This window comes from Streptomyces sp. NPDC079167 (assembly GCF_040686735.1).
Taxonomy (GTDB): Bacteria; Actinomycetota; Actinomycetes; order Streptomycetales; family Streptomycetaceae; genus Streptomyces.
Genome location: NZ_JBFBLO010000002.1, coordinates 603,933 through 628,390, shown reverse-complemented (window position 1 = coordinate 628,390; position 24,458 = coordinate 603,933). Strand labels below are relative to the sequence as shown.

24 protein-coding genes are annotated in these 24,458 nt (G+C 71.3%); 16 read left to right on the top strand and 8 right to left on the bottom strand.

The window, feature by feature from the left end; translation table 11 throughout:
* Positions 1 to 73 precede the first annotated feature (73 nt).
* The gene (locus AB0P41_RS07060; RefSeq protein WP_365930601.1) at positions 74 to 805 is read left to right on the top strand and encodes an FCD domain-containing protein; all 732 of its coding nucleotides are present in this window, start codon (positions 74 to 76) and stop codon (positions 803 to 805) included.
* Here AB0P41_RS07060 and AB0P41_RS07055 read toward each other — a convergent pair.
* The 4 genes from AB0P41_RS07055 to AB0P41_RS07040 form a co-directional block, all read right to left on the bottom strand.
* Positions 757 to 1,965, bottom strand: coding sequence for an FAD-dependent monooxygenase (locus AB0P41_RS07055; protein WP_365930600.1), 1,209 nt, complete (start codon positions 1,963 to 1,965; stop codon positions 757 to 759). The two genes, AB0P41_RS07060 and AB0P41_RS07055, sit on opposite strands and share 49 nt — an antisense overlap.
* A 104-nt stretch (positions 1,966 to 2,069) precedes the next feature.
* Complete coding sequence (locus AB0P41_RS07050) at positions 2,070 to 3,506, bottom strand: exo-alpha-sialidase (protein WP_365930598.1); 1,437 nt, start codon at positions 3,504 to 3,506, stop codon at positions 2,070 to 2,072.
* A gap of 64 nt (positions 3,507 to 3,570) precedes the next feature.
* On the bottom strand, positions 3,571 to 4,575 hold the full coding sequence (locus AB0P41_RS07045) for an acetylxylan esterase (protein WP_365930596.1): 1,005 nt from the start codon (positions 4,573 to 4,575) through the stop codon (positions 3,571 to 3,573).
* A 150-nt stretch (positions 4,576 to 4,725) separates the two neighbouring features.
* Positions 4,726 to 5,457, bottom strand: coding sequence for a FadR/GntR family transcriptional regulator (locus AB0P41_RS07040; protein ID WP_365930595.1), 732 nt, complete (start codon positions 5,455 to 5,457; stop codon positions 4,726 to 4,728).
* Between the two features lie 170 nt (positions 5,458 to 5,627).
* On the opposite strand from AB0P41_RS07040, the gene AB0P41_RS07035 reads away from it, so the two are divergent.
* The 5 genes from AB0P41_RS07035 to AB0P41_RS07015 all read left to right on the top strand — a co-directional run bounded on the left by AB0P41_RS07035 (position 5,628) and on the right by AB0P41_RS07015 (position 12,156).
* Complete coding sequence (locus AB0P41_RS07035; RefSeq protein WP_365930593.1) at positions 5,628 to 7,223, top strand: ABC transporter substrate-binding protein; 1,596 nt, start codon at positions 5,628 to 5,630, stop codon at positions 7,221 to 7,223.
* A gap of 71 nt (positions 7,224 to 7,294) precedes the next feature.
* Entirely contained in the window at positions 7,295 to 8,245 is a 951-nt protein-coding gene (locus tag AB0P41_RS07030; protein ID WP_356713930.1) for an ABC transporter permease, read from the top strand.
* Position 8,246: 1 nt separating this feature from the next.
* Positions 8,247 to 10,223 carry a dipeptide/oligopeptide/nickel ABC transporter permease/ATP-binding protein gene (locus AB0P41_RS07025; RefSeq protein ID WP_365930591.1) on the top strand — a complete coding sequence of 659 codons (1,977 nt, stop codon included), beginning with the start codon at positions 8,247 to 8,249 and terminating at the stop codon, positions 10,221 to 10,223.
* Positions 10,220 to 11,224: an ABC transporter ATP-binding protein gene (locus AB0P41_RS07020; RefSeq protein WP_365930590.1), complete on the top strand. Its 1,005-nt coding sequence runs from the start codon at positions 10,220 to 10,222 to the stop codon at positions 11,222 to 11,224. The genes AB0P41_RS07025 and AB0P41_RS07020 overlap by 4 nt, the downstream gene beginning before the upstream one ends.
* A complete protein-coding gene (locus tag AB0P41_RS07015; protein WP_365930588.1) occupies positions 11,221 to 12,156 on the top strand; it encodes a dihydrodipicolinate synthase family protein in 936 nt (311 codons plus the stop codon). Before AB0P41_RS07020 ends, AB0P41_RS07015 begins: the two co-directional genes overlap by 4 nt.
* Positions 12,157 to 12,237: 81 nt before the next feature.
* Here the strand turns inward: AB0P41_RS07015 and AB0P41_RS07010 are convergent, their stop codons facing one another.
* Positions 12,238 to 12,990 (bottom strand): chaplin, encoded by a 753-nt coding sequence (locus AB0P41_RS07010; RefSeq protein ID WP_365930586.1) that lies wholly within the window; start codon positions 12,988 to 12,990, stop codon positions 12,238 to 12,240.
* Positions 12,991 to 13,256: 266 nt separating this feature from the next.
* Here AB0P41_RS07010 and AB0P41_RS07005 point away from each other — a divergent pair, with 266 nt between their 5' ends.
* From AB0P41_RS07005 to AB0P41_RS06980, 6 genes are all read left to right on the top strand, one after another.
* Positions 13,257 to 13,658 (top strand): rodlin, encoded by a 402-nt coding sequence (locus AB0P41_RS07005; protein ID WP_356715425.1) that lies wholly within the window; start codon positions 13,257 to 13,259, stop codon positions 13,656 to 13,658.
* Between the two features lie 263 nt (positions 13,659 to 13,921).
* Positions 13,922 to 14,113, top strand: coding sequence for a chaplin (locus AB0P41_RS07000; RefSeq protein ID WP_356715438.1), 192 nt, complete (start codon positions 13,922 to 13,924; stop codon positions 14,111 to 14,113).
* Positions 14,114 to 14,301: 188 nt separating this feature from the next.
* A complete protein-coding gene (locus tag AB0P41_RS06995) occupies positions 14,302 to 14,604 on the top strand; it encodes a hypothetical protein (RefSeq protein ID WP_356715423.1) in 303 nt (100 codons plus the stop codon).
* 186 nt (positions 14,605 to 14,790) lie between these two features.
* Positions 14,791 to 15,201 carry a rodlin gene (locus tag AB0P41_RS06990; protein WP_356715420.1) on the top strand — a complete coding sequence of 137 codons (411 nt, stop codon included), beginning with the start codon at positions 14,791 to 14,793 and terminating at the stop codon, positions 15,199 to 15,201.
* A gap of 270 nt (positions 15,202 to 15,471) precedes the next feature.
* On the top strand, positions 15,472 to 15,696 hold the full coding sequence (locus tag AB0P41_RS06985) for a hypothetical protein (protein ID WP_365930584.1): 225 nt from the start codon (positions 15,472 to 15,474) through the stop codon (positions 15,694 to 15,696).
* A 117-nt stretch (positions 15,697 to 15,813) separates the two neighbouring features.
* Positions 15,814 to 16,221, top strand: coding sequence for a rodlin (locus AB0P41_RS06980; protein ID WP_356715416.1), 408 nt, complete (start codon positions 15,814 to 15,816; stop codon positions 16,219 to 16,221).
* 130 nt (positions 16,222 to 16,351) lie between these two features.
* On the opposite strand, the gene AB0P41_RS06975 is transcribed toward AB0P41_RS06980, so the two are convergent.
* On the bottom strand, positions 16,352 to 16,852 hold the full coding sequence (locus tag AB0P41_RS06975; RefSeq protein ID WP_365930582.1) for a DUF5949 family protein: 501 nt from the start codon (positions 16,850 to 16,852) through the stop codon (positions 16,352 to 16,354).
* 317 nt (positions 16,853 to 17,169) lie between these two features.
* Here AB0P41_RS06975 and rsgA point away from each other — a divergent pair, with 317 nt between their 5' ends.
* A complete protein-coding gene (rsgA, locus tag AB0P41_RS06970; RefSeq protein ID WP_365930581.1) occupies positions 17,170 to 18,333 on the top strand; it encodes a ribosome small subunit-dependent GTPase A in 1,164 nt (387 codons plus the stop codon).
* 57 nt (positions 18,334 to 18,390) lie between these two features.
* Here rsgA and AB0P41_RS06965 read toward each other — a convergent pair whose 3' ends face one another.
* Both AB0P41_RS06965 and AB0P41_RS06960 read right to left on the bottom strand, forming a co-directional pair.
* Positions 18,391 to 18,873: a DUF456 domain-containing protein gene (locus AB0P41_RS06965; RefSeq protein ID WP_365930580.1), complete on the bottom strand. Its 483-nt coding sequence runs from the start codon at positions 18,871 to 18,873 to the stop codon at positions 18,391 to 18,393.
* An 82-nt stretch (positions 18,874 to 18,955) separates the two neighbouring features.
* Positions 18,956 to 19,942 carry a helix-turn-helix domain-containing protein gene (locus AB0P41_RS06960; protein ID WP_356715409.1) on the bottom strand — a complete coding sequence of 329 codons (987 nt, stop codon included), beginning with the start codon at positions 19,940 to 19,942 and terminating at the stop codon, positions 18,956 to 18,958.
* A 310-nt stretch (positions 19,943 to 20,252) separates the two neighbouring features.
* Between AB0P41_RS06960 and AB0P41_RS06955 the strand changes: the two genes are divergently transcribed.
* The 3 genes from AB0P41_RS06955 (at position 20,253) to AB0P41_RS06945 (ending at position 24,323) form a co-directional block, all read left to right on the top strand.
* Positions 20,253 to 21,629: a protein phosphatase 2C domain-containing protein gene (locus AB0P41_RS06955; RefSeq protein ID WP_365930578.1), complete on the top strand. Its 1,377-nt coding sequence runs from the start codon at positions 20,253 to 20,255 to the stop codon at positions 21,627 to 21,629.
* Between the two features lie 60 nt (positions 21,630 to 21,689).
* Complete coding sequence (locus tag AB0P41_RS06950) at positions 21,690 to 23,432, top strand: pyruvate dehydrogenase (protein ID WP_365930576.1); 1,743 nt, start codon at positions 21,690 to 21,692, stop codon at positions 23,430 to 23,432.
* 117 nt (positions 23,433 to 23,549) lie between these two features.
* Complete coding sequence (locus AB0P41_RS06945) at positions 23,550 to 24,323, top strand: AraC family transcriptional regulator (protein WP_365930575.1); 774 nt, start codon at positions 23,550 to 23,552, stop codon at positions 24,321 to 24,323.
* Positions 24,324 to 24,458: the final 135 nt, after the last annotated feature.

Below are 24,458 nucleotides of genomic sequence, written 5' to 3'. Positions count from 1 at the left end.
ACTCACCTTAAACAGATGCCCCGGCGACCGGTCAAGAGGTCCCGGCGGCCGGCGACACCGCAGGAGGACCGTTGTGGCCCGCCCCACCATGGCTCAGGACATCGAGCGAAAGATCAAGGAACTGATCCTCGAACGCAGGCTGGGACCGGGCGACCCGCTGCCCACCGAGACCGAGTTGATGGAGCTGTTCACGGCCGGACGCGTCTCGGTCCGCGAGGCGCTCAAGGCGCTCCAGGCCATGAACGTCGTCGAGATCCGGCGCGGCTTCGGGACCTTCGTCGGCTCACTCTCCCTGTCGCCCTTCGCCGAGGGGCTCGCCTTCCGGGCCGCCGTCCGGCACAGGCAGGGCGAGCCGGGCCTGCTGGAGCTGATGAAGGTGCGCGAGGCGCTGGAGACCGGGCTGGTCGGCGCCGTCACCGCCGGGGTCCCCGCCGAGGACCTGGCCGTGCTGCGGGCCCTCGTCGGGACCATGGAGAGCGAGGCCGCCCGCGACGGCCGGGTCGCCCGTGCCACCGACCGCGCCTTCCACCTCGCGCTCTACGCCTCCCTCGACAACCACCTGCTCAGCGAGGTGCTGGACGCGTTCTGGGCGGCCATGGACCGGGTGCGCGAGGACGTGGACGATGGCCACCAGGACCCGGCCGTCACCTGCGCCCAGCACCACGAGATCGTCGAGGCGGTCGCGGCCGCCGACGGGGCGCGCGCGGTGCGCGCGATGAGCACCCACTTCGACGGGATCCGCGACCGCCTGGAACCTCAGTCCGCGCCGGCGCCGGTGTCCGCGCCCGCGTCCGCGTCCGCGTAGAGATAGCTGCTGGTGCCCGCCAGGGTGGCGCGGCACCACGCGTCCACCGTCCTCTGGTCCATCGTGGTCCAGTCCGGGGTCTTCTCCACCTGGGCGCGGCCCAGCCTGCGGCCCAGCTCCACCAGCCGGGCCCCCTCCGGGGTGCGCTCACGGGCGTAGTGCCGCAGCGCTCCGGCGGCCGAGTCCGACGTCCGCAGCGCCTCCTCCAGGCAGAGGGCGTCCTGCAGCGCCTTGACCGCCCCGCTCGCCGTGTGCGGGCGGGTCACTCCCGCGGCGTCGCCCGCGAGAAGGAACGGGTGCTCCGCGGCGAGGGGCGCGTGCAGATCGGCGACGGGGTGGCAGGTCATCGCGGTGTGCTCCCCCCGGGCCACGATCTCGGCCCACTCCTGGGGGAAGTGCTCCTCCGCCAGCTGCCGTACGTACCCGGCCTCGCCCGGCGCCCCGCCGGGCGGGGTCGCGTAGATCGCGTAGGCGAGCAGGCGGCCGTCCGGCCCCGCGCCGTCGCCCCGGGGGATCAGGTAGAAGATGCCGTGCCCGCCGGGGAAACCGATCGTCACCCAGGCGCCGCGCAGCAGCTCCAGGGGCCGGCGGTGCTCCGCGAGCGCGTCCAGGGGGAGCGTGCCGCGCCACACGGCGTACCCGGCGGGGGTGGGCCGCAGGTCCGGGGCCAGGATGCGGCGGGTGAGCGATTCGTGCCCGTCGGCGCCCACGACGATGTCGTAGGTGTCCTCGCTCCGTGCCGTACGGACGACGGCGCCGCCGGAGGGTGCCCGCCCGACGGAGACGACGGGGCGTCCGCGGTGATGGCTCGCGCCGGCGGAGGCGGTGCGCAACGCCTGCCACAGCAGACCCCAGTTGCAGGGGGTCACCGGACTCGGCTGCCGGGCGAACTCGCGTGCCGAGCGGTCGCCGGCGGCCCGGGTCAGCCAGACGCGGGTCGCCACGGGTGCGGTGGGCATGGCGGCGCCGAGATAGCCCGTGGCGACCAGCCGCTTGTGCAGGGAGGGCGGGATGACGATCCCGAGCCCCCGGTCCTGGAGCGCGCCCGCGCTGCGCTCGTGGACGGTGACGTCGGCCCCCGCCCGCAGACCCGCGACCGCCATCGCGCACCCGGCGATGCTGCCGCCGACGACGCCCATCCGTAAGCCCGTTGCCGCCATACCGCTACCGCCTGTCGTCGTCCCGCGTCCAGGGAGATGCCGCCCCTATCGTCGCAGCCGGGCGGGCGCGGACGGGGGAGCAACACCACCCCCGGGACGGGGGGTTACGGGGTGACGGTCACCGTCCGGCTCCCCGAGGCCTGCTTGCCGTCGGCCCTGTAGGTCGCGGTGAGCCTGGTGTCCCCGGAGGCGCCGGCCGGGATCGTGACCGGGACCTTGATGTTCGCGCCCTCACCCGGACGCGTCGCGGGGAACGCCACCTGCTTCGTCGTCCAGCCGCCGGGCACCGTCAGGTCGAGCGTGCCCGCGCCGCGGGTCACGTCCATCCGGTTGACCACCCGGACCGTGACCTCCGTGGTGGTTCCCGCCTTCAGTGTGGCCGGCGGCGTGATGGTGATGTCGGCGCAGGTGCCGCCGAGCCACTTCAGGTCGAAGGAGGAGTAGGTGATGTGCTGGACGTCGCCACGCTCGTAGAGCAGCCCGAGCCGGCCGTCGGGCAGCCGCGTCAGCGTCGAGTACGCCGCGCTGCCGGGGTCGACGACCTTCCGGATCGGCCACGTCTTCCCGTTGTCGCAGGACATCTTGACCGTGAGGTTCTGGCGGGATGAGGTGCTCTCGGTGTTGCTGAACAGCAGCCACGAGGACTTCGGGTCGGACGCGGCGGCGTCCGGGGCGTACCGGATGACCGAGCCGTTGTTCGCCGGGTCGGGCAGGTTCGTGTCCTGCGTGGACGGCGTGTAGGTGACCCCGCCGTCGGAGGAGTAGGCGATCGTCCGGTAGGGCGCGGAACGGTTGTTCAGCATGATCCGGCCGTCGTTGAGCTCGACGGTCTTGTTCTCGTCGCCGCCCGGCCCGACCGGGGTGCCCATCTTCCAGGTGTCACCGTGGTCGTCGCTGTACGCGCTGACCGCGTAGTTCGCCCCGTTGTTGCGGATCGCGTACTGCTGGATCAACCGCCCCTCGTACGTGCCGTGGCGCACCTGGATGCCCTCGCCCGAGGCCGCGAACATCCCTGCCCACGCGGGGTTCTTGATCTGCTGGGTGATGCGGCGGTGGGTCCACGTCACTCCGTCGTCGTCCGAGTAGCTGTAGTCGGCCTGGAGGATGTCCGGGTCGGTCTCGTCGTTGCCGGTGCCGGATCCGAAGAAGCCCTGGTTCACGGAGCCCGCGTAGAAGACGAAGATCCGGCCCGTGGTGCGGTCCACGAGCAGGCTCGGATCGCCGAAGCCCTTGGGCGCGGCCTCCTTGCGGACGACCTGCTGGGTCCCCCAGGTGGCGCCGCCGTCGGTGCTGCGGCGCAGCACGACCCCGAGGTTGCCGGGCAGGTCGCCGAGGGTGGGACGGGCGTCGTAGGCGGCCAGCAGGGTGCCCTTGGTGGAGGTGGTCAGCGCCGGAATGCGGTAGTAGGGGGATCCGGTGCCGGCGGTCGCGATGTCCTGGGAGGTCAGTTCGCCGGCGGTGGGGGCGCCGTGCGCGGTGCCGGCCGCGGTGGCCACCATGACGGCGGCGGACAGCATGGCGAGGGTGACTCTGCGCTGCATGTACGGTCTCTCTTCTCGTGAGGGGGAGAGTTGCGGAGATGGAGCGGAGCGGGTGGGATCCCGGTCAGGAGCGGCCGGCCTCGCCGGTCGGGAGGCCGGTGAACAGGGAACGCACCCAGGCCAGTTGCTCGGCGCGGTGGTGCTCGGCGCCGGCCTCGTGCCCGTTGAACTCGTAGACGCGTACGTCCTTGGGGCCCGCGTAACGGTTGTAGGCCGTGAAGCAGGTGGAGGGCGGGCAGATCTCGTCCGCCATCGCGATGGAGAACAGTGCGGGCGCCGTCGCCCGGGTGGCGTGGTGCGCGGCGTCGAAGTACGACAGTGTGCGGAAGACCGACGCGGTGCGGTCCCGGTAGAGGCGGAGGTATTCGGCGATCTCGGTGTACGGCGGCACTCCGGCGATCCGGGCGGCCCGGGGGATGTTGCACAGGAACGGCACGTCCGGCATCACACCGGCCAGCCCCGGTACCAGCCCGGCCACGGCCAGCGCGATGCCGCCGCCCTGGCTGAACCCGGTCACCACGACGCGGGCGGGATCGACCTCCGGGTGTTCGAGCATCGCCTCCACGCAGCGGACCGCGTCGGTGAACACCCGCCGGTAGTAGTAGGTTTCGGGGCTCTCGATGCCCCGGGTCACGAAGCCCGGCACGGCCCCCGCGGCCCCGGCGTCGGTGTCCGGGGTGACGCCGCCGGCCGCCGACCACCCCTGGCCCCGGGTGTCCATGATCAGGTGCGCGTATCCGGCGCAGACCCACATCAGCTGCTCGTGCGCGAGCCCCCGGCCGCGTCCGTACCCCAGGAACTCGACGACGCAGCCGAGCGGTTCGGTGACACCGGAGGGCATGTGCAGCCAGCCGCGCACCGGCCTGCCGCCGTACCCCGGGATGCTCACGTCGTACGTGCGCACCAGGGTCAGCCCGCAGTCGGCCGGCCTGTAGCGGGGCTTGTCCGGGACACCGTCGAGAGGCGCCTCGCCCAGGGTGCCGGACCAGAAGGCGTCGAAGCCGTCGGGCAGCGGCAGTCCGGGCCGGTAGGTGAGGCATTCCTCCAGCGGGAGATCGGCCGACGGCATGGCTGTGCCCTCCTGGGGGACGACGGGAAGCGACAGGACAGAAGACGTCAGATGTCCTGGTGGCATCCGGACCCTAGGGAGCCTTGCGGCCGGCCGTCAAGGGCGGGGCGGCACCGGAAGCCCCCGTCCCGGGAGACGGGGGAGCCGCGGTCAGGCCGGGTCCGTACCGCGTGACCTGGCCTCGGCGATGCGCCGCCTGACAGGTGCGTAGTGCTCGTCGAGAGCTTTCAGGAACGCGGTGCTGTCGCCGGCCCGGGCCGCGTCCGCGATGTTCTGGTGGGCGGTGATCGTCGCCGTCTCGTCGGCGTGCGTGAACCCGTCGAGGTGCGGGGCGACGATCGTGTACACGTCCCAGAAGGCCATCGAGAGCTGGCCGATCAGGTCGTTGCCCAGCGGGGCCACCAGCAGGGCGTGGAACGCCCGGTCCGCCGCGACGAAGCCGTGGCCGTCGCCCGCGCCGGTGGCGCGCATGGTCGCCACCAGGCCGTCCAGGGCGTCGAGCTGCTCGGTGGAGAGCGAGGAGATGATCCGGTCGGCCATGCCCCGCTCGAAGAGCTCACGCACGTCGACGAGGTCGGCCATCACCTGGAAGTCGTCGTCGGGGGAGAGCAGGCCGCGGAAGGTGAGGCTCTCCACCAGCGCGGACAGGCTCAGCCGGCCGACGTACGTCCCGTGGCCGTGGCGCACCTCGACGATGTCGAGGGCGGCGAGGATCTTGACGGCCTCCCGGACGCTGGACCGGCTGGCGCCGAGCGCCTCGCACAGGGCCGGCTCCGTGGGGAGCGGGTCCCCGGGGCGCAGCCGCTCGTCAAGGATGTAGCGCTTGATGCCCTCGACGACTTCCTGCCGCAACAAGGTGCGACCGGGGCGTGTGCCGGACATATGTGAACTCCCCACCTCTTGACCCCTCTCGATTGTCAAGCTACGTTCCCACGCTATCAAGGCATCAGACATCTGACGTCTGATGCTCGGTGTTTCATCGGCCCGCCGAGAACCGCCGAAAACGCCTCTTCCTATCTGTTTCCTCATCCTCAACGTCCCTTGGAGGACCCGTGCCCGAGCTGAGGCCAGCCGGCGTCGAGCGCCGCACCTTCCTGCGTTACACCAGCGCCATCGGGGCGGCCGCCGCCATCACGGCAGGCCTTTCGGCGTGCGGCGGGCCCTCCTCGACAGCCGACGGAGCGGCGGGCGGGAGCGACGGCGACGGCACCATCGAGGCCGGTCTGTCCTACCCCCTGTCGACCGGATTCGACCCGATGATCACTTCGGGTGCCACGCCGTACGCGGCCAACATGCACATCTTCGAGGGCCTGGTCGATCTCGACCCGGCCACGCTCGTGGCCGCTCCCGCGCTCGCCACCGAGATGCCGAAGAAGATCAACGCCACCACCTACCGTGCCACCCTCCGTGACGGCGCGACCTTCCACGACGGCTCGGCGGTCACCGCCGAGGACGTCGTCTTCAGCTTCGAACGCATCCTGGACCCGAAGAACTCCTCGCTGATGGCGCAGTTCGTGCCCTTCATCGACACCGTCACCGCGGTCGACACCAAGACGGTCGAGTTCAAGCTCAAGTACGCCTTCGCGCTGTTCCCCTCCCGCATCGCCGTCGCCCGGATCGTGCCGAAGAAGATCGTCGAGGCGGACGTCAAGGGATTCGACGCCAAGCCCGTCGGCTCGGGCCCGTACAGGTTCGTCGAGGCCACCCGCGAGGACAAGATCGTCTTCGAGAAGTACGACAAGTACAACGGCTCGCACCCCGCCAAGGCCAAGAAGATGGTCTGGCGGCTGATGTCGGACCAGTCGGCCCGCGTCAGCGCCATGGAGTCCGGTCGCGTCCAGGCCATCGAGGACGTCCCGTACATCGACGTCAAGCGGCTCTCCGCGACCACGAAGACCGAGTCCGTGCAGTCCTTCGGCCTCCTCTTCCTGATGTTCAACACCGCCGACAAACGGTTCGCCGACAAGCGGGTCCGCCAGGCCCTGCACTACGCGCTGGACACCGAGAAGATCATCACCACCGCGATGGTCGGCAACGCGGCGGCCGCCACGGGTTACGTCCCCTCGACCCACCCCGACTACCACAAGGCCGCCACCGTCTACACGCACGACGTGGCCAAGGCGAAGAAGCTGCTCGCCGAGGCGGGCGTGGGCAAGCTCGAGTTCACCGTCCTGACCACCGACACCGGTTGGGTCAAGGACATCGCCCCGCTGCTCAAGGAGAGCTGGGCCGCGGCCGGCATCGAGGCCACGCTCAGCATCGCGCAGTCCCCGGCCCAGTACGCCAAGGTCGACGGCGGCGACTTCGAGGTCATGGTCGCCCCCGGCGACCCCTCGGTCTTCGGCAACGACGTGGACCTCCTGATGCGCTGGTTCTACTACGGCTTCTGGCCGGAGAAGCGCTACGGCTGGGCGAAGTCCGCCGAGTACAAGCAGGTCAAGCAGCTCCTCGACAAGGCGGCCCAGGCCGCCGACGAGACGACACGCAAGCAGCTCTGGAGCCGGATCACCGACGTCGTCGCCGACGAGGCCGCGCTCTACCCGATCCTCCACCGCAAGCTGCCCACCGCCTGGAGCGAGAAGGCCCTGCCCGGCTTCAAGCCGCTGCCCACCACGGGCCTGTCCTTCGTGGACGTCGGCCGCGCCTGACGCCCACCGGCCCGGGCCGCCCTCCCCGGCGGCCCGGACCCGCTGTCCGCCCGATCGCAAGGAACCCGACGATGGTTGCTTTTCTCCGGCTCGCGCTGCGCCGCGTCGCGATGATGCCGGTGATGATCCTCGGCATCGCGCTGCTGGTCTTCGTGGTGCTGCAGTTCTCGCCGGCCGACCCGGCCTTCAACGCGCTCGGGGAGAGCGCCACCCCGGAGGCACGCGAGGCCTTCGCCGAGGCGAACGGGCTCAACGACCCGTTGCCCGTACGCTACTTCGACTTCCTCGGCCAGCTCCTCCACTTCGACCTCGGGATGACCGTCCCGCCGAGCCAGCCCGTGATCGACCGGATCACCGCGGCCTTCCCGCTCACCCTCCAGCTCACCTTCCTCGGGCTGCTCCTCGCGATCGTCCTCGCCGTCGCCGGCGGCGTGCTGGGCGCCATGTACCGCGACCGCTGGCCCGACCAGCTCTTCCGGATCCTCTCCATGGCCGGCGTCGCCGTCCCTTCGTTCTGGCTCGGCGTGCTGCTCATCCAGCAGTTCGCCCTGAACACCCGGATCTTCCCGACCGGCGGATACACCAACCCCGCCGACTCGTTCAGCGGCTGGCTCACCACGATGGCCCTGCCCGCCATCTCGCTCGCCGTGCCCGTCGCCGCGTCACTCGCGCGCCTCGTCCGCACCTCGATGGTCGCCGAACTCGACCGCGACTACGTCCGTACGGCGCAGGGCAACGGCCTCCCGGTCTCCCTGGTCATCCGCTCCGTGCTGCGCAACGCGCTCGTCACCCCGCTCACCGTGCTCGGCGTCAAGGTCGGCTACCTGCTCAGCGGGGCCGTGGTCATCGAAGCGATCTTCGACCTGCCCGGCATGGGCAAACTCATCCTCGAAGGTGTCACCGGCGGCGATGTCGCCCTGGTCCAGGGCACCGTACTGACCATCGCCATCGCCTTCCTGGTGGTCAACGTCATCGTCGACCTGCTCTATCTGCTGGTCAACCCGCGCATCAGGACGGTGTGACATGTTCGCCACGGGCCGTCTGGCCAAGAAGCTCTCCCGACCGGGCATCGCCTTCCGCGCCCTCCCGGTCACCTCCCGCGTCGCCCTCGGAGTCCTGATCGTCGTCGTCCTCGGCGCCGTACTCGCCCCTCTGCTCACGCAGGACCCGCTCACCACGGGCACCCCCGTCCAGGCCCCGAACGGCGACCACTGGTTCGGCACCGACCGCGCGGGACGCGACGTCTTCGCCCGCGTGGTGCACGGTTCGCGCTACTCGCTGGTCATCGGCCTCGGCGCGACCGCCGTCGCCCTGGCCGCCGGAGCCCTGCTCGGCTCGCTCGCCGCCACCTCGCGCAAGCTCGGCGACGAGTCCGTCATGCGCACCCTCGACGTCGTGATGTCGTTCCCGCCGATCGCACTCGCGGCCGTCCTCGTCGCCGTCTTCGGCACCAGCGTCCCGGTGATCATCTTCACCATCGCCTTCGTCTACACCCCCTCCCTCGCCCGTGTCGTACGCGCCAACGTCCTCGCCCAGTACGGAGAGGACTACGTCGCCGCGGAGAAGGTCATCGGGGCCCGGCGCGGCTACATCGTGCTCCGCCACGTCGCCGTCAACTGCATGGCCCCGGTCATGGTGTTCGCGACCGTCATGGTGGCCGAGGCCATCATCTTCGAGGCCAGCCTCTCCTTCATCGGAGCGGGCGTGCAGGACCCCGACCCGAGCTGGGGCAGTGTCCTCGCCTACGGCCGGCAGATCCTCCTCGCCGGCGGATGGTGGGCCACCTTCTTCCCCGGGCTGGCCCTCCTCGTCACCGTCCTCGCGCTCAACATCCTCTCCGAAGGCCTCACCGACGCCTCCGCGGCGCCCAGGAGCACCCGCCCCGCCGCCGAGCCGGCCGCCACCACGGCGCCGGACCCGGTCGAGGCCGCCTCCACCGTCGACATCGACGCGGCCCTCGCCAAGCTCGCCCGGCACATCGACTCCACCCCACGCACCATCACCCCCGTGCGCGAGGACGCCGGCGACCTCCTCGTCGTACGCGACCTGGCCATCCGCTTCCCCGACCGCTACGGAGAGATCCCGGTCGTCGACAAGCTGAACTTCACCGTCCACGAGGGGGAGACCCTCGGCCTGGTCGGCGAGTCGGGCTGCGGCAAGTCCATCACCAGCCTCGCCGTCATGGGCCTCCTCGCCCGGAACGCCGAGGTCAGCGGCGAGATCCTCTACCGCGGCCGTGACCTGCTGAAACTCCCGCCCAAGGAACGCCGCGCCCTGATGGGCCCCGAGATCGCGATGGTCTACCAGGACGCGCTCTCCTCCCTCAACCCCTCCGTGCTCGTCGGCACCCAGCTCAAGCAGCTGACCTCACGCGGCGGCACGAAGACCCCCGCCGAACTCCTCGAACTCGTCGGCCTGTCGCCGGAACGCACCCTGCGCAGCTACCCGCACGAGCTCTCCGGCGGGCAGCGCCAGCGCGTCCTCATCGCCATGGCCCTCTCCCGCAGCCCCCGCCTCCTGATCGCGGACGAGCCGACCACCGCCCTCGACGTCACCGTCCAGGCCCAGGTCGTCGAACTCCTCATCCAGCTCCGCGACGAGCTCGGCTTCGCGATGGTCCTGGTCTCCCACGACCTCGCCCTGGTCGGCGACCTCTCGCACCGGGTCGCCGTGATGTACGCGGGCCGGCTCGCCGAGGTCGGCGACACCAGGTCCGTCCTCACCGACCCCGCCCACCACTACAGCCGCGGTCTCCTCGGCTCCGTGGTGTCCCTGGAAGCCGGAGCGAACCGCCTCCACCAGATCCGCGGTGTCGTCCCCGCTCCCCAGGGCTTCGGCGTGGGATGCCGCTTCGCCGGGCGCTGCGGTGCCGCCACCGACCTCTGCCGCACCACGCCACCCGTACTCACCGGGCGCGGTACCACGAAGGACCACGGTTTCGCCTGCCACCACCCGTCCGAGGCCGACACCGTGAAGAAGCTGGAAGGGAGCGCCCTGTGATCAGGCTCGACGGAGTACACGTACGCCACAAGGCACGCAGCGGAGGCCTCTTCGGCCGCGACGCGGTCCACGCCCTCACCGACGCCACACTGGAGGTCAGGCGGGGCGAGATCGTCGGGCTGGTCGGCGAGTCGGGCTGCGGCAAGTCCACCCTGGCCCGGGTGCTCACCGGACTGCAGAAGCCCACCGAGGGAGAGGTCCTCTTCCACGGGCGCGACCTGTGGGAGATGACAGGCGCCGAGCGGCGCAACGACTTCGGCTCGGCCGTCGGCGTCGTCTTCCAGGACCCCTCCACCGCGCTCAACCCCCGCCTCACGGTCCGCCAGATCCTGCGCGACCCGCTGGACGTGCACAGGCGCGGCACCCGGGAGGAGCGCGAGGCACGCGTCGAGGAGCTGCTCGACCTGGTCGGACTGCCCGGCCACACCCTCGCCGCGCTGCCGGGGCAGCTCTCCGGAGGCCAGCGCCAGCGTGTCGCCATCGCCCGCGCCCTCGCCCTCGAACCGGAGCTGATCGTCGCCGACGAACCGACCTCCGCGCTCGACGTCTCCGTACGCGCCCAGGTGCTCAACCTCCTCGTCGACCTGCGCGAACGCCTGGGTCTCGGCATGGTGTTCATCTCGCACGACATCCAGACCGTGCGCTACCTCGCCGACCGCATCGCCGTCCTCTACCTCGGCCGGATCGTCGAGGAGGGCCGCGCCGCCGACGTGGCGGGCGCCCCCAGGCACCCGTACACCGAGGCGCTGCTCTCCGCGACCCCGAGCCTGCTGGAGGCGACGGAACGCATCGTGCTCACCGGCCCGGTGCCCTCCGCGACCAACCCCCCGCCCGGCTGCCCGTTCAGCACCCGTTGCCGGCATGTGGACGCGGAGTGCTCCACGGCCTTCCCGGCCGGGACCTCCGGGCCCGGCGAACACCGCTGGCACTGCGTCCACCCCCGGACCCCCGTCCCCCTCGGGGACCTGGCCCCCGTACCGCCCGCAAGGAGCACCGCATGACCACCCTCACCGCCCCGTACTCCGGAGTGATCCCGCCCGTCGTCACGCCGCTCACCGAGGACGGCGAACTGGACCGGGCATCCCTGGAGCGGGTCGTCGGCCACCTCCTCGAAGGGGGTGTCAGCGGACTCTTCGCGCTCGGCAGTTCCGGCGAGACCGCCTATCTGACGCCCGCGGAGCAGGACGAGGTCATCAAGGTGATCACGTCGGCCGCCGGGGGACAGGTGCCGGTCCTCGTCGGCGCCATCGAGACCACCACCAACCGTGCGATCGAGCGGGCCCGCGCCGCGGCCGGCCTCGGCGCCGACGCGGTCGTGGCCACCGCGCCCTTCTACACGCGCACCCACGCCCCCGAGATCGACCGCCACTTCCGCGACATCGCGGCAGCCGTCGACCTTCCGCTCCTCGCGTACGACGTGCCGGTCTGCGTGCACAACAAACTGGACCCGGAGCTGTTGCTGCCGCTCGCCGCGGGCGGGGTGCTCGCCGGTGTGAAGGACTCCAGCGGGGACGACGGAGCCTTCCGCCGGCTGGTCATCGGAGCACGGGAGCTCCCGGGCTTCTCGGTCCTCACGGGGCATGAGCTCGTGGTCGACGCGATGATGCTGAGCGGCGCGGACGGGTCCGTGCCCGGCCTGGGCAATGTGGACCCGCACGGGTACGTCCGTCTGCACCGGGCGGCGGTGAAGGGGGACTGGGCGGCCGCCAGGGCCGAACAGGACCGGCTGGTCGCGCTGTTCGACATCGTCGGGGCCGCCGCGCCCGGCACCGCGTCCGCGACGGCCGCCGGGCTGGGGGCCTTCAAGACGGCCCTGATGCTGCGCGGTGTCATCGCGACCAACGTGATGAGCCCGCCGATGCGCCGCCTGGACGCCGGTGAGACGAAGGCGATCGCCGCGCTCCTGGACCGGGCGGGCCTGTCCCGCGTCTGACACCGCGTCCCGCGCGGACATGGACGGAGGGGCGGCCCGGCAGCAAAGATGCTGCCGGGCCGCCCCTCCGCCCGTTCCTGACTAGTTGCGCGACGCGCGGGTGCGGCGCATGAGCACCGCGCCGCCCAGCAGCAGTGCGGCGCTGGCACCGGCGGCCATGCCGATCTCACCCGCACCGGTCTGGGCCAGCTGCGTGTCAGGCGTGTTCGGACCGGGGTTACCGGCCGGCGGCTCCTCGGCCGGGGGCTGGACCGGCGGCTTCGAGGTGGGCGGCTCGACGGTCGGGGGCTCGACGGTCGGGGGCTCCACCACCGGCGGCTCGACCGGCGGGTGCTCATCCCCGCTGTCGTCGACACAGGTGTTGCCGCCGGCCGGGTTCAGCAGGCCGACCACGTCGACGGTGTTGCCACAGGCGTTCACCGGGACGTCCACCGGCACCTGGGCCAGGTTGCCGGACAGGACGCCGGGGGAGCCGACGGCCTGGCCCTCGGCGCTCGCGCCGGAGCCCTGGTGACCCTGCCCGCCACCCTGGGCGCTGCCGTGCTCGTCACCGTAGGCGTCGCCGTGCTCCTCGTTGTGCGCGTCGCCCGAGCTGACATTCGCACAGGTGTTGCCGAAGGCCGGGTTGAGCAGGGCGATCACGTCCACGGTGTTGCCGCAGAGGTTGACCGGAACGTGCACCGGAACCTGCACGGCGTTGCCCGAACCGACACCGGGGGAGTTGGCGGCAACACCGTCGGCCGAGGCGTCGGCGTGGGCGTAACCGCCCGCGGCGGTCAGGATGCCCGACGCCGCCGCCATGACGATCATGCTTTTGTTCAGAACCTGTCGCATTACATGCCCTTCTCCGGGAAATTCGCGTGGGCGGTGACCCTGATGGCGGTCATTACCATCGACGCGGACGCATCCATAACGACGCGGAGGATGCGGGGGAAACTTGGAGACCGGTGGAAATTATGTAACCACCCGAAAGGGTCACGTACGCGTGTTCGCCCGGGGCCGGAGTTCTGGCATTCGGGTGAATGGGGGGAACCAAACGCCCGGCGGCCAGTTGATCAGGGTGCTCCGCTGCGGGGCACTCGGTACGAGAAGGGTTCATCGTGATCAAGAAGGTTCTGGCTACGGGCGCCGTCGCCGCCTCCATCCTCGGTCTCTCGGCGACCAGCGCCATGGCGATCGGTGACGACACCGGCACGACGTCGATCAACGGCAACGGTGCCGAGTCCGAGTTCGGCAACAGCGAGACCAAGGGTGACCAGAGCCCGCAGCTCAGCCTGGTCCAGGGTTCGCTGAACAAGCCCTGCGTCGCGCTCCCGGTCAAGGCCAACGTCGGTTCGCTCATCGGGATCGTCCCGATCACGGTCCAGGACGTCAACGTCCTGTCCAACCCGCAGAACCAGCAGTGCACGGACAACTCCACCCAGGCCAAGGGTGACGAGCCGCTGTCGCACATCCTGTCGGACATCCCGGTTCTCTCCGGGAACGGTGCCGGCAACAGCTGACCGGGCCTCAACGACCGGCCCGGGCCGCCGACACTCCTCCATCGCGCGGCCCGGGCCTGCAGCATCCGGGCGATTTTCCGAGAAACGGCTCCCATAGCGTTTCGATGCCGCCCGTCAATCGTTACGGATTACAGCTCCGGAGTCACGAGCGCATTCAGGTAATCGCTCGTGCGGCACGAAAGACGTGTCCGCCCAGGACTCCGCTGCAGAAAGGGATGAAAGTGAAGTACACCAAGGTTGCCGCCGTCGCCGCCGGAACCCTCATGGCGCTCGGCGCCGCTGCCCCGGCCATGGCCGACGCCGGCGCCGGTGCCGCCGCGGTCGGTTCCCCGGGCGTCCTGTCCGGCAACGTCGTGCAGGTTCCGATCCACGTTCCGGTGAACGTCTGCGGCAACACGATCAACGTGATCGGTCTGCTCAACCCGGCCTTCGGCAACACCTGCGTCAACGACTGATCTTCTGTCGTTCGAGCCGACGGCTCATCATGAGAAGGCCCCGGAGCGCATGTGCCGCCCGGGGCCTTCTCGCTGTTCTGTTCGCGGTCCCGGCGAGGAAATCCCGGTGCGCGCAGTTTCCCGGCGTGCGGCTTGGTCGTTGTCCGTGCAGAGGCGGCGGACGCCGCCCGCAGAAGGGAATTGAGAACGTGAAGTACGCGAAGACCGTCGCCGTTGTCGCAGGTTCCGTGGCCGCTCTCGGAGCGGCTGCTCCCGCCTTCGCGGCCACCACCCCCACGGCCCCGAGGATGAGCCTCACCACCGGTGTGAACGAGCTGACCTCCACCGCGCCGCAGATCCCCGACCAGGTGGTGAACCCCGTGGTGGACGCGGTCGGAGAGACCGCCGGAGCGGTTCACGAGGACGGCACGATCAGCAGGTCGGCCGACGCGGTGACCGGTGTCGCCGAAGCTGCGGGACCGCTCATGGGCGGGCTGCCGCTGGGCGGCTGAACCACCGCGCGACGCCTGGCCCGCCCCTTCACTCCGCAGCGCTCCTCCGACCGGATACCGCGCGTTGTACGGCCCTCCGGCCGGGGAAATCGTTCGGGTGAAATGGCGCAACCATTGCCACCGGGCGGAGTTGAACAGAATGCTCCGGACAGGCGGGCAACAGAAATACCAGAAGGGCACAGTTTCATGATGAAGAAGATTCTGGCGTCGGCGGCAGTCGCCGCCTCCGTCGCCGGCGTTTCCGCCGCCGCGGCCCCCTCGGCCATGGCGATCGGCAACGACAACGGCACGACGTCGGTCAACGGCAACGGTGCCGACCAGTACTACGGCAACAGCAGCACGCACGGCGACATGAGCCCGCAGATCGGCCTGATCCAGGGTTCGTTCAACAAGCCCTGCATCGCGCTGCCCGCGAAGGCCAACATCGGCTCGCTCATCGGGCTCATCCCGGTCACGGTCCAGGACATCAACGTCCTGTCCTCCCCGCAGAACCAGCAGTGCACCGAGAACTCCACGCAGGCCAAGGGTGACGAGGCGCTGTCGCACATCCTCAACGACATCCCGCTGCTCTCGGGCAACGGTGCGGGCAACAACTGACACCGCGCGACTCCGGCTCCCCCTGCGCCATTTCGGCCAGGGTGCACCGTTTCCCGCCTCGTCGTAGTTCGTGAAGACGTGTGGGGCTGTTCCGTCCGTGCAGCTGCCGACCTCGGTCGGCAGCCGGGGACGGAGCGGCCCCACACCTCTGTCCGCGCGCCCGTCCGGCCAGCCACCGGTCTGCCCGTCGGGTAGCCCGATAGTGCGGGAATGGGGCCGGATGCCTCACCCGCGGCCCACGCGGCCCGCACGGCCGGGTAGATGCGCCTCATGGACCCGTACGACAGTCATCACGCCTCCGGACCCGACCGGTCGCCCGAAAGCCCCACGCCCATCTACGACCGGCTGCTCGCCGAATGGCAGGAAGCGGCACGGCGCGACGCCGGGCCGGGCCCGGTGGACGCGTCGCCCGGCCCGCAGGTGACCCGCGGCTCCGGGCGAGGCCGGAAGGGCGCGTTCGTCCCCGCGGCGCGCGCGGAAGAGGGGCGCGGGTAGGGGCCGCGTCGACCTGGAAGCGTGATCCAACTCGTTCGAGTGGTGTAGCGGAACCAAACCCTCCGATTTCGGTTAACAGTACGTTCCACAACGGGACGCTCCGAAAGGTGAAGCGCAATGAAGAAGATGACCGCCGCCGCCGCTGTGGCTGTGTCCCTGATCGGCCTCTCCGCGGCCGCGGCCCCCTCGGCCATGGCGATCGGCGACGACCGCGGCACCACCACGGTCAACGGCAACGGTGCCGAGTCCGAGTTCGGCAACAGCGAGACCGAGGGCGACATGAGCCCGCAGCTCAGCCTCGTCCAGGGCTCGCTGAACAAGCTCTGCGTCGGCCTGCCCGCCAAGGCCAACGTCGGTTCGCTCATCGGGATCGTCCCGATCACTGTCCAGGACATCAACGTCCTGTCCAACCCGCAGAACCAGCAGTGCACGGACAACTCCACCCAGGCCAAGGGCGACGAGCCGCTGTCGCACATCCTGTCGGACATCCCGGTTCTCTCCGGGAACGGCGTCGGCAACAACTGACACCGTCGAATGCGGGCGGCTCCGGGGCGTATCGCCTGCGGGCCGCCCGCATTCGGCTGCGTGGCGCACACGGCGGTGCCCACCACTCCACGGGGGTGGTGGGCACCGTCCGTACGGGAGAGGTAGCGCTTCAGCCCAGGCTGCGTACCGGCATGAGGCAGTGGGCGGAGGTGCTGATGACCTCGGGGTCGCCCACGAAGGACCGCAGCAGATCCTCACCGACCGGCTGTCCGGGGACGGCCGCGGGCCAGGGGCGCGTGGCGAACATCCCGTGCACCGAGCCCTCCGACCGCGCCACGGCCAGCCACTCCGGCGGGACCGTGTACTGCGCCGTGAAGTGAGGCAGCGTCAGGACGGCCTGACCGGCCTGGACGAGCAGCTTCACCGGAAGGTTCGGCAGATCCGAGGCGTCCAGGGTCTCACCCCCCACCCTCAGGCCACTGCGCTCAAGTGCGGTGCGCATGGCCCTCTCGCCGGCCTCCGGTCCGCCCGGGGCGTCGCCGAGGGTGTAGGTGAGCAGAAAGGCGGTCTCCCGCCCCGTTCCGGGATTCGAGCCGCTCCAGCCGATCAGGATCTGGGTACCCAACTGGGCAGGGGAGAAAGGAGTGGTGGCGGCTTTGGGTGAGGTCATGTCCGGCACACTAACGGCCCGAGACCGGTCCTTGTGCACGCGTATCACCTGATCGGGGAATATCTCTGCCAACCCGGTCCAATCCGGTGCGCGCGAAGGACAGCCAGGAAAACCCGTTGACCGGCCGGGGAGCCCCCGGGCTAGGGTGTGCGCAGTTCGAGGAACCAGGAGGTGAGGACATTGATGACTGTCGTTGCGGTGGGCACTGCCCACGACCCGAAGTGCATCGTTCCCACCCCCGTGGCCGCCGGCTGACCTTCACCTTTCCTCCGCGCCTGAACGCGCGGTGCCGGGGCCGCCCTTGTGAAGGGTTTCCCTTGTCTCTCCCCATCTCCCATGACTCCACCCCGCCGCACCCGCTGACCCCGTACGGCTGGGACGACGCATGGTCCGAGACCTTCGCCCCGTACGCCGAGCAGGGACTTCTGCCGGGACGCGTGGTGCGGGTCGACCGCGGTCGGTGCGACGTGGTCACTCCGGACGGCACCGTCAGGGCGGACACCGCCTTCGTGGTGCCCCGCGATCCGATGCGGATCGTCTGCACCGGGGACTGGGTGGCCGTCGACCCCGACGGTGACCCGCAGTTCGTCCGTACGCTCCTGCCCCGCCGTACCGCCTTCGTACGCTCGACGTCGTCGCAGCGCTCCGAGGGCCAGGTGCTCGCCACCAACATCGATCACATCGTCATCTGTGTCTCGCTCGCCGTCGAGCTGGACCTCGGACGGCTGGAGCGGTTCCTGGCGCTGGCCATGTCCAGCACCGCCGGCGCGGCTCTGCTCGGCGACCCGGGCCGACCCGCCGGTCATGGGACGTACGAGGCGCACCCGCTCGTGCTGCTCACCAAGGCCGATCTCGTCCCCGACACCACGACCCTTTCCCACCTCGTCGAGGACATCGAGCGCATCGCCCCCGGTGTGCAGGTGCTCCCCGTCAGTTCCGCCACGGGGGAGGGGGTGGACGTCTTCGGCGCGATCGTCGGCGGCGGTACGAGCGTGCTGCTCGGGACCTCCGGCGCCGGCAAGTCGACCCTCGCCAACACGCTGCTCGGCGAGGACGTGATGGATGTGCGGGCGGCGCGGGACGTGGACGGCAAGGGCCGCCACACCACCACCACGCGCAACCTTCTCGTGCTGCCGGGAGGCGGCGTCCTGATCGACACCCCCGGGCTGCGGGGGGTCGGTCTCTGGGACGCGGAGGCCGGCGTCGGCCAGGTCTTCTCGGAGATCGAGGACCTGGCCCGGCAGTGCCGTTTCCACGACTGCGCCCATGAGGCCGAGCCCGGCTGTGCCGTGCTCGGCGCCGTCGAGGACGGGTCGCTGCCCGAACGGCGCCTCGACAGCTACCGCAAGCTGCTCCGGGAGAACCACCGCATCGCGGCGAAGACGGACGCCCGGCTGCGCGCCGAGACCCTGCGCGAGTGGAAGCGCAGGGGAGCGGAGGGCCGGGCGGCCATGGCGATGAAGCGCGGCAGGACGCGCTAGCGAGAACGGCGCGGGAGGGGGCCGGAGCGGCGTCACCGTTCCGGCCCCCTCCCGCCGTCAGCCCCAGATGACGGTGCCCAGCCACGCCCCCACCGCGAGGAGACAGCAGAACAGCTCCAGCAGAACGGAGTACCCCGTCGCCCGCATCACCGACCGGAGCGAGGTCAAGCCGGCCGCCCGGCTGCCGAGCCGCAGGCGTTCGGCGCCGTAGATCGCGCCCACGTATCCCAGGATTCCGCCCACCACCGGGACGACGAAGAATCCTGCGATCGCCGCCAGGCCGCCGGCCATCAGCGTCCTGCGCGGCGCCCCCGACTCGCGGGGCCGCCGCGAGGGCAGCAGCGCCTTCAGCGCCTGGTTCAGCAGCAGGAGGCAGGTCGCCCCGATCAGCACGCCCCAGGCGACCGGGGTCGGGTCCGTCAGCGCCCACCAGAGCACCGCGGCCCAGACGATCGCCTGCCCGGGCACGCCGGGCACCAGGACGCCGACCAGGCCGAGCAGCATCACCGCCCCGACGGCAACGAGCTGCCACACACTCATTCGACCAGCGTGCCGGAGTACGCCGGGTCCCGCCCGTCAGCGCCGCCCCCCGCGCGCGCGGAACGGGCGCACGAAGCCGCGGTCAGCGCGGGGCGCGGGCCACCCAGCCACGTTCGTACGCGTGCCAGCCGAGCTGCAGCCGGGTGGTGACCCCGGTGAGCTCCATGAGCCCTTTCACCCGCCGCTGCACCGTCCGCAGCCCGAGGTCCAGCTGCTTCGCCACGCTCGCGTCGGTCAGACCCGCCAGCAGCAGCGAGAGGATCTCCAGATCGGTCGGGTCGGCGCCGGGCCCGTTCTCCTCGCTGATCCCGCTCCCGCCCAGCCGCAACGGCATCGCGTCCCGCCACACCGCCTCGAAGAGGCCCATCAGTGACTCCAGCAGCCCGCTGGCGTGGATCACCAGGGCGGCGGGCTCGGCTCCCCGGCCGGTCAGCGGCACCATGGCCAGAGCGGCGTCGGCGACCACCAGTTTGGTCGGCACCCGGTCGACCACCCGGCACTGCTCGTCCCGGCCGAGCGCGGCCGACAGCTCCACGATCCCGGACGGCAGCGAGAGCACGTCGCGCTCGACGACCACGCGGTAGGACACGCCGCGCATCGCCGCCCGTTCCTCGGACTCGTTCTCCATCCCGGTGACCGCGATCGGCTTCCCCGTGACCAGCGCGCAGACCTCGGACGTGGCGCCCAGCTGCAGCTGGTGGAAGCGGTGGGCCACCGCGCTCGCGCCCGTCACCACCTCCACCAGGTCGTGCACCGCGGGCTCGGCGGCCTCCGCCCGGTACTCCTCGGCGAGCAGCGCGGACGCCAGCTCCGCCTGTTCGAGCTCGTGGCGCTGCTGGGTCAGCAGCGCACCCAGGGCGACTCCGGGCGGGGCGGCGACCCAGCGGCCGGCCCGCGACGAGGACTGGGCGACGAGCCCCTGCTGCTCCAGCCGGCGCAGCGCACGCTCGGTGTCCGCCTCCGGAAGCGCGAGCCGGCGGGCGAGATCCGGGAGCTCCGCGGCGCCGGCCGCGACCAGTGCCCGGTAGGCCGCTTCCTGTCTCTCGTCGAGACCTATCGCTGACAGCATCCTCGGCCCTCCCCGGCTCCGTGCTCGCGCGTTCCCGCGCCCGTCGGACGGGGTGCGCGGTGGCGGGAAACAGCCACGGCGTAAACCCGCCGGGCCCATCATGCCCCGTAGCACCCGTCTCTCTGACAATCTGGCGCCACCGCGGCAACGTCCGCGCCATGGGCGGCGGGCTGAGCACACAGACCGGCCCGCCGGGCGACCTTCCCGTGGGGGGTGGGGACGCCTGGCGGGTCACCCCCCGGCAGCCACTTCCGGGCCACTTTTGCGGATGACCCGGTTTCGTACGCCCGGAGCGGTCGACAATATGGGCATGAGCCAGCAGGGGGAGAAGCCCGCCGCCCATGAGGACGACTGGTGGCGGGCGCTGTACGACGAGACCGCGCCGGACACCGGGCCGAGCGGTGCGGCCGACAGTCTCGACGACCGCTTCGACTCCGCGTCGGACGCCGTGGGCGGGCCGGAGACGGACCAGGCGGCGGAGGTGGACCACCCGGTCACGACGGTGCCGCTGCCCGACCCGCGCCGGCCGGAAGCGGAACTCGCGCCGGAGCCCCCGCCTCCCGCACCGGAACCCCCGTCTCCCGCGCCGGAGCCGCCCCAGCCTCCCGCGCGCACCGTCGCGGTCGGGCGCGCCCCCTGGGAGACGCCCACCGGACCCCCCGAGCCGCGCACCTTCGCGGTACGGGCGCCGGCCGCCGGCCCACCCGCCGCGCCGGAGCCGTCCGAGGCCCCGCCCGTACGGCCCGTCGTCGGCCACATCGGGGACCGGCCCCCCACCTACGACGCCGAGCCGGCCGCACTGCCCGCCTCCGGTCCCGACGACATCGACGGTCTCGTCCCCGACACGGTCCTCGACGGCGCCGGCTACGGGACGTACACCCTGCGGGCCGCGTCCGTACGCGGCGACTCGGCGCGTTTCCGCGGCGAGCCCCGCCGCGACGCCCTCCTCACCGCGCGCTTCGGAGCCGGGGACAGCGCCCTGGTCCTCGTCGCGGTGGCCTGCGGCGCCCGGGGCGCGGAACGGAGCCGCCTCGCCGCCGCCGACGCGTGTCGCTGGATCGGCGGATCCGTCGCCCGCAGTCATGCCCGGCTCTCCGACGACATAAGGGCAGGACGCAGGGGCGACCTCAAGTCGGGGCTGCAACGCCTCACCGACCGCACCTACGGCAAGCTGCGCGGCCGGGCCGCCGAGCTCGGGCTCGAACCGTCCGCGTACAGCGCCGGCCTGCGCTGTCTGCTGCTGCCCGCCGACCCGGAGTGCCGTACCCGGGTCTTCTTCGGCATCGGACCGGGCGGGCTCTTCCGCCTGCGCGACGGGGTCTGGCAGGACCTCGACCCCGTGCTCCCCGCGACCGGCCACGAGGCGAGCGAGGAGAGCCCCGGCGGGGACCGGCTGACGATGGATCTGCAGATCACCACGGCCCGGCCCCCGTACGCCGGGAGCCCGCCACCGCCCGCGGAACGCTTCCGCTTCCGTGCCTCCGTGGCACGGCCGGGGGACACGCTGCTGCTCTGCGGAAACGGCCTGGCCGAACCCATGCGCGGGGAGCCGGCGCTCGCCGGGGAGCTCGCGCGGCGCTGGACCGCCGACGGCCCTCCCGCACTGCCCGCCTATCTGGCCGACACCCAGCTGAGGGTCAAGGGGTACGCCGACGACCGTACGAGCGCGGCGGTCTGGGAGGCGTAACCCGGCACGCCATGGGTTGATGGAGGGACGGACAGCCGGAGGCAGAGAGGGTGCGCACCCATGGCCAAGCAGAACGTGTCGGAACAGTTCGTCGACATCCTCGTGAGGGCGGGGGTCAAGCGGCTGTACGGCGTCGTCGGCGACAGCCTCAACCCCGTGGTCGACGCCGTCCGGCGTAACGCCGCCATCGAGTGGGTCCAGGTCAGGCACGAGGAGACCGCGGCGTTCGCGGCCGGCGCCGAGGCCCAGATCACCGGCACCCTCGCGGCCTGCGCCGGGTCGTGCGGGCCGGGCAACCTCCACCTCATCAACGGTCTGTACGACGCCCACCGCTCCATGGCCCCGGTGCTCGCCCTCGCCTCGCACATCCCGTCGAGCGAGATCGGCCTCGGCTACTTCCAGGCGACGCACCCGGAGCTGCTCTTCCAGGAGTGCAGCCACTACAACGAGATGATCTCCAACCCGCAGCAGATGCCGAGGCTCCTCCAGACGGCGATCCAGCACGCGATCGGCCGCGGCGGCGTCAGCGTCGTGTCGATGCCGGGCGACATCGCCTCGCAGCCGGCCCCGGAGAAGTCGATCGAGCACGCCCTGGTCACCTCCCGGCCCTCCGTGAAACCCGGTGACGAGGAGATCGACAAGCTCTGCGCGATGATCGACAAGGCCAGAAGGGTGACGCTGTTCTGCGGAAGCGGAACGGCGGGCGCGCACGCCGAGGTCATGGAGTTCGCCGAGCGGGTGAAGTCCCCGGTCGGCCACGCGCTGCGCGGCAAGGAGTGGATCCAGTACGACAACCCGTACGACGTGGGCATGAGCGGGCTGCTCGGCTACGGCGCCGCCTACGAGGCCACGAACGAGTGCGATCTGCTGATCCTGCTGGGCACCGACTTCCCGTACAACGCGTTCCTCCCGGACGACGTGAAGATCGTCCAGGTCGATGTGCGCCCGGAGCACCTGGGCCGGCGGTCCAAGCTCGACCTGGCCGTCTGGGGCGATGTGCGCGAGACGCTGCGCGCCCTGACTCCGCGCGTGAAGGTCAAGACCGACCGCAAGTTCCTCGACCGGATGCTGAAGAAGCACGCCGACGCGCTCGAGGGCGTGGTCAAGGCGTACACCCGCAAGGTCGACAAGCACATCCCGATCCACCCCGAGTACGTCGCCTCGGTCCTCGACGAACTCGCGGACGACGACGCCGTGTTCACCGTCGACACCGGCATGTGCAACGTGTGGGCCGCCCGCTACCTCACGCCCAACGGCAAGCGCAGGGTGATCGGTTCGTTCAGCCACGGCTCGATGGCCAACGCCCTGCCGCAGGCGATCGGAGCGCAGTTCACCGACCGGAACCGGCAGGTCGTGTCGATGTCCGGCGACGGCGGATTCTCCATGCTGATGGGCGACTTCCTCACACTCGTCCAGTACGACCTGCCGGTGAAGGTCGTCCTCTTCAACAACAGCTCGCTCGGCATGGTCGAGCTGGAGATGCTGGTCGGGGGGCTGCCCTCGTTCGGCACGACCAACAAGAACCCGGACTTCGCGGAGGTCGCGCGGGCCTGTGGGGCCTACGGGGTGCGGGTCGAGAAGCCCAAGCAGCTGGAGAGCGCGCTCAAGGCGGCCTTCCGGCACAAGGGCCCGGCGCTCGTCGACGTGGTCACCGACCCGAACGCCCTCTCCATCCCGCCGAAGATCAGCGCCGACATGGTCACCGGCTTCGCCCTCTCCGCCAGCAAGATCGTCCTGGACGGCGGGGTCGGCAGGATGCTCCAGATGGCCCGCTCCAACCTCCGCAACGTTCCGCGGCCCTGAGCGGGGTGGCAGGGGCGCGCTCACGCCCCGGCAGCCTCGGTAATGTGAGGGCATGCGACTGACCCCTTCCGCCGGTGACGGCCCGGTGCCGCCCGCCGGCGGACCGGGGGCCACGCCGTGACCAGGGAGACCCGCACCGTGCCGGCGCAGGACCCGGAGACGGTGCGGGCGCCGTTCGTCATACACGGCTACGAGGAGACGGTCGCGCACGACACCAGCTGGAACGCCCACGCCCACCCCTGGGACGAGCTCCTCTGGAACGAGCGCGGCTCCTCCATGGCCGTGGTGGGCGCCCGGGCCTGGACGATCACCCCGACCCTGGGTCTGTGGATGCCGGCGGGCACCCTGCACTCCGGCTCCGCGGTCGCCGGGACGTGGTTCCGTGCGACCTTCTTCGGCCGCGCCACGACACCCTCGCTCCCGGACATCCCCGTCGCCGTCGAGATCACCCCGCTGCTCCGCCTGCTGCTGGAACGGCTCGGCGACGCCGGTCTCGACCCCGGCTCCCGGACCGCGACGGAGGCCATGGTGCTGGACGTGCTCACCCCGTCCCCCCGCGAGCTGCTGGTCCAGATCCCGACGTCACCGCTGCTGCGCCCGATCGCCGACGCGGTGCGTGAGAACCCCGGCGACCGGCGGACGCTCTCCCGGTGGGCCGCCGAGCTGGGCGTGAGTGCCCGCACGGTCACCCGCGCCTTCAACGCCGAGACCGGCACCAGTTTCGCGCGCTGGGTCGCGGGGGTCCGGGCGCAGCACGCCGTGGAACTCCTCACCCGCGGCTGGGAGGTGGAGGCCGTCGCGGAGGAGGTCGGCTACCGCTCGGCGAGTGCGTTCGGTGCGGCCTTCCGCCGTACGACGGGGCTGACGCCGGGAGCGTTCCGGGCGCGCTGAGCGTGGACCGCACGGCCCCGGCCGGGGGTGCGGCACATCTCCGATGTCCCGATCGCTACAAGTGATGTCTGAAATGGTCGATTGCGACAACCCGGCGTGTTTCATAAGGTCAAAGGAAAGCCAAGCCTTACCTAA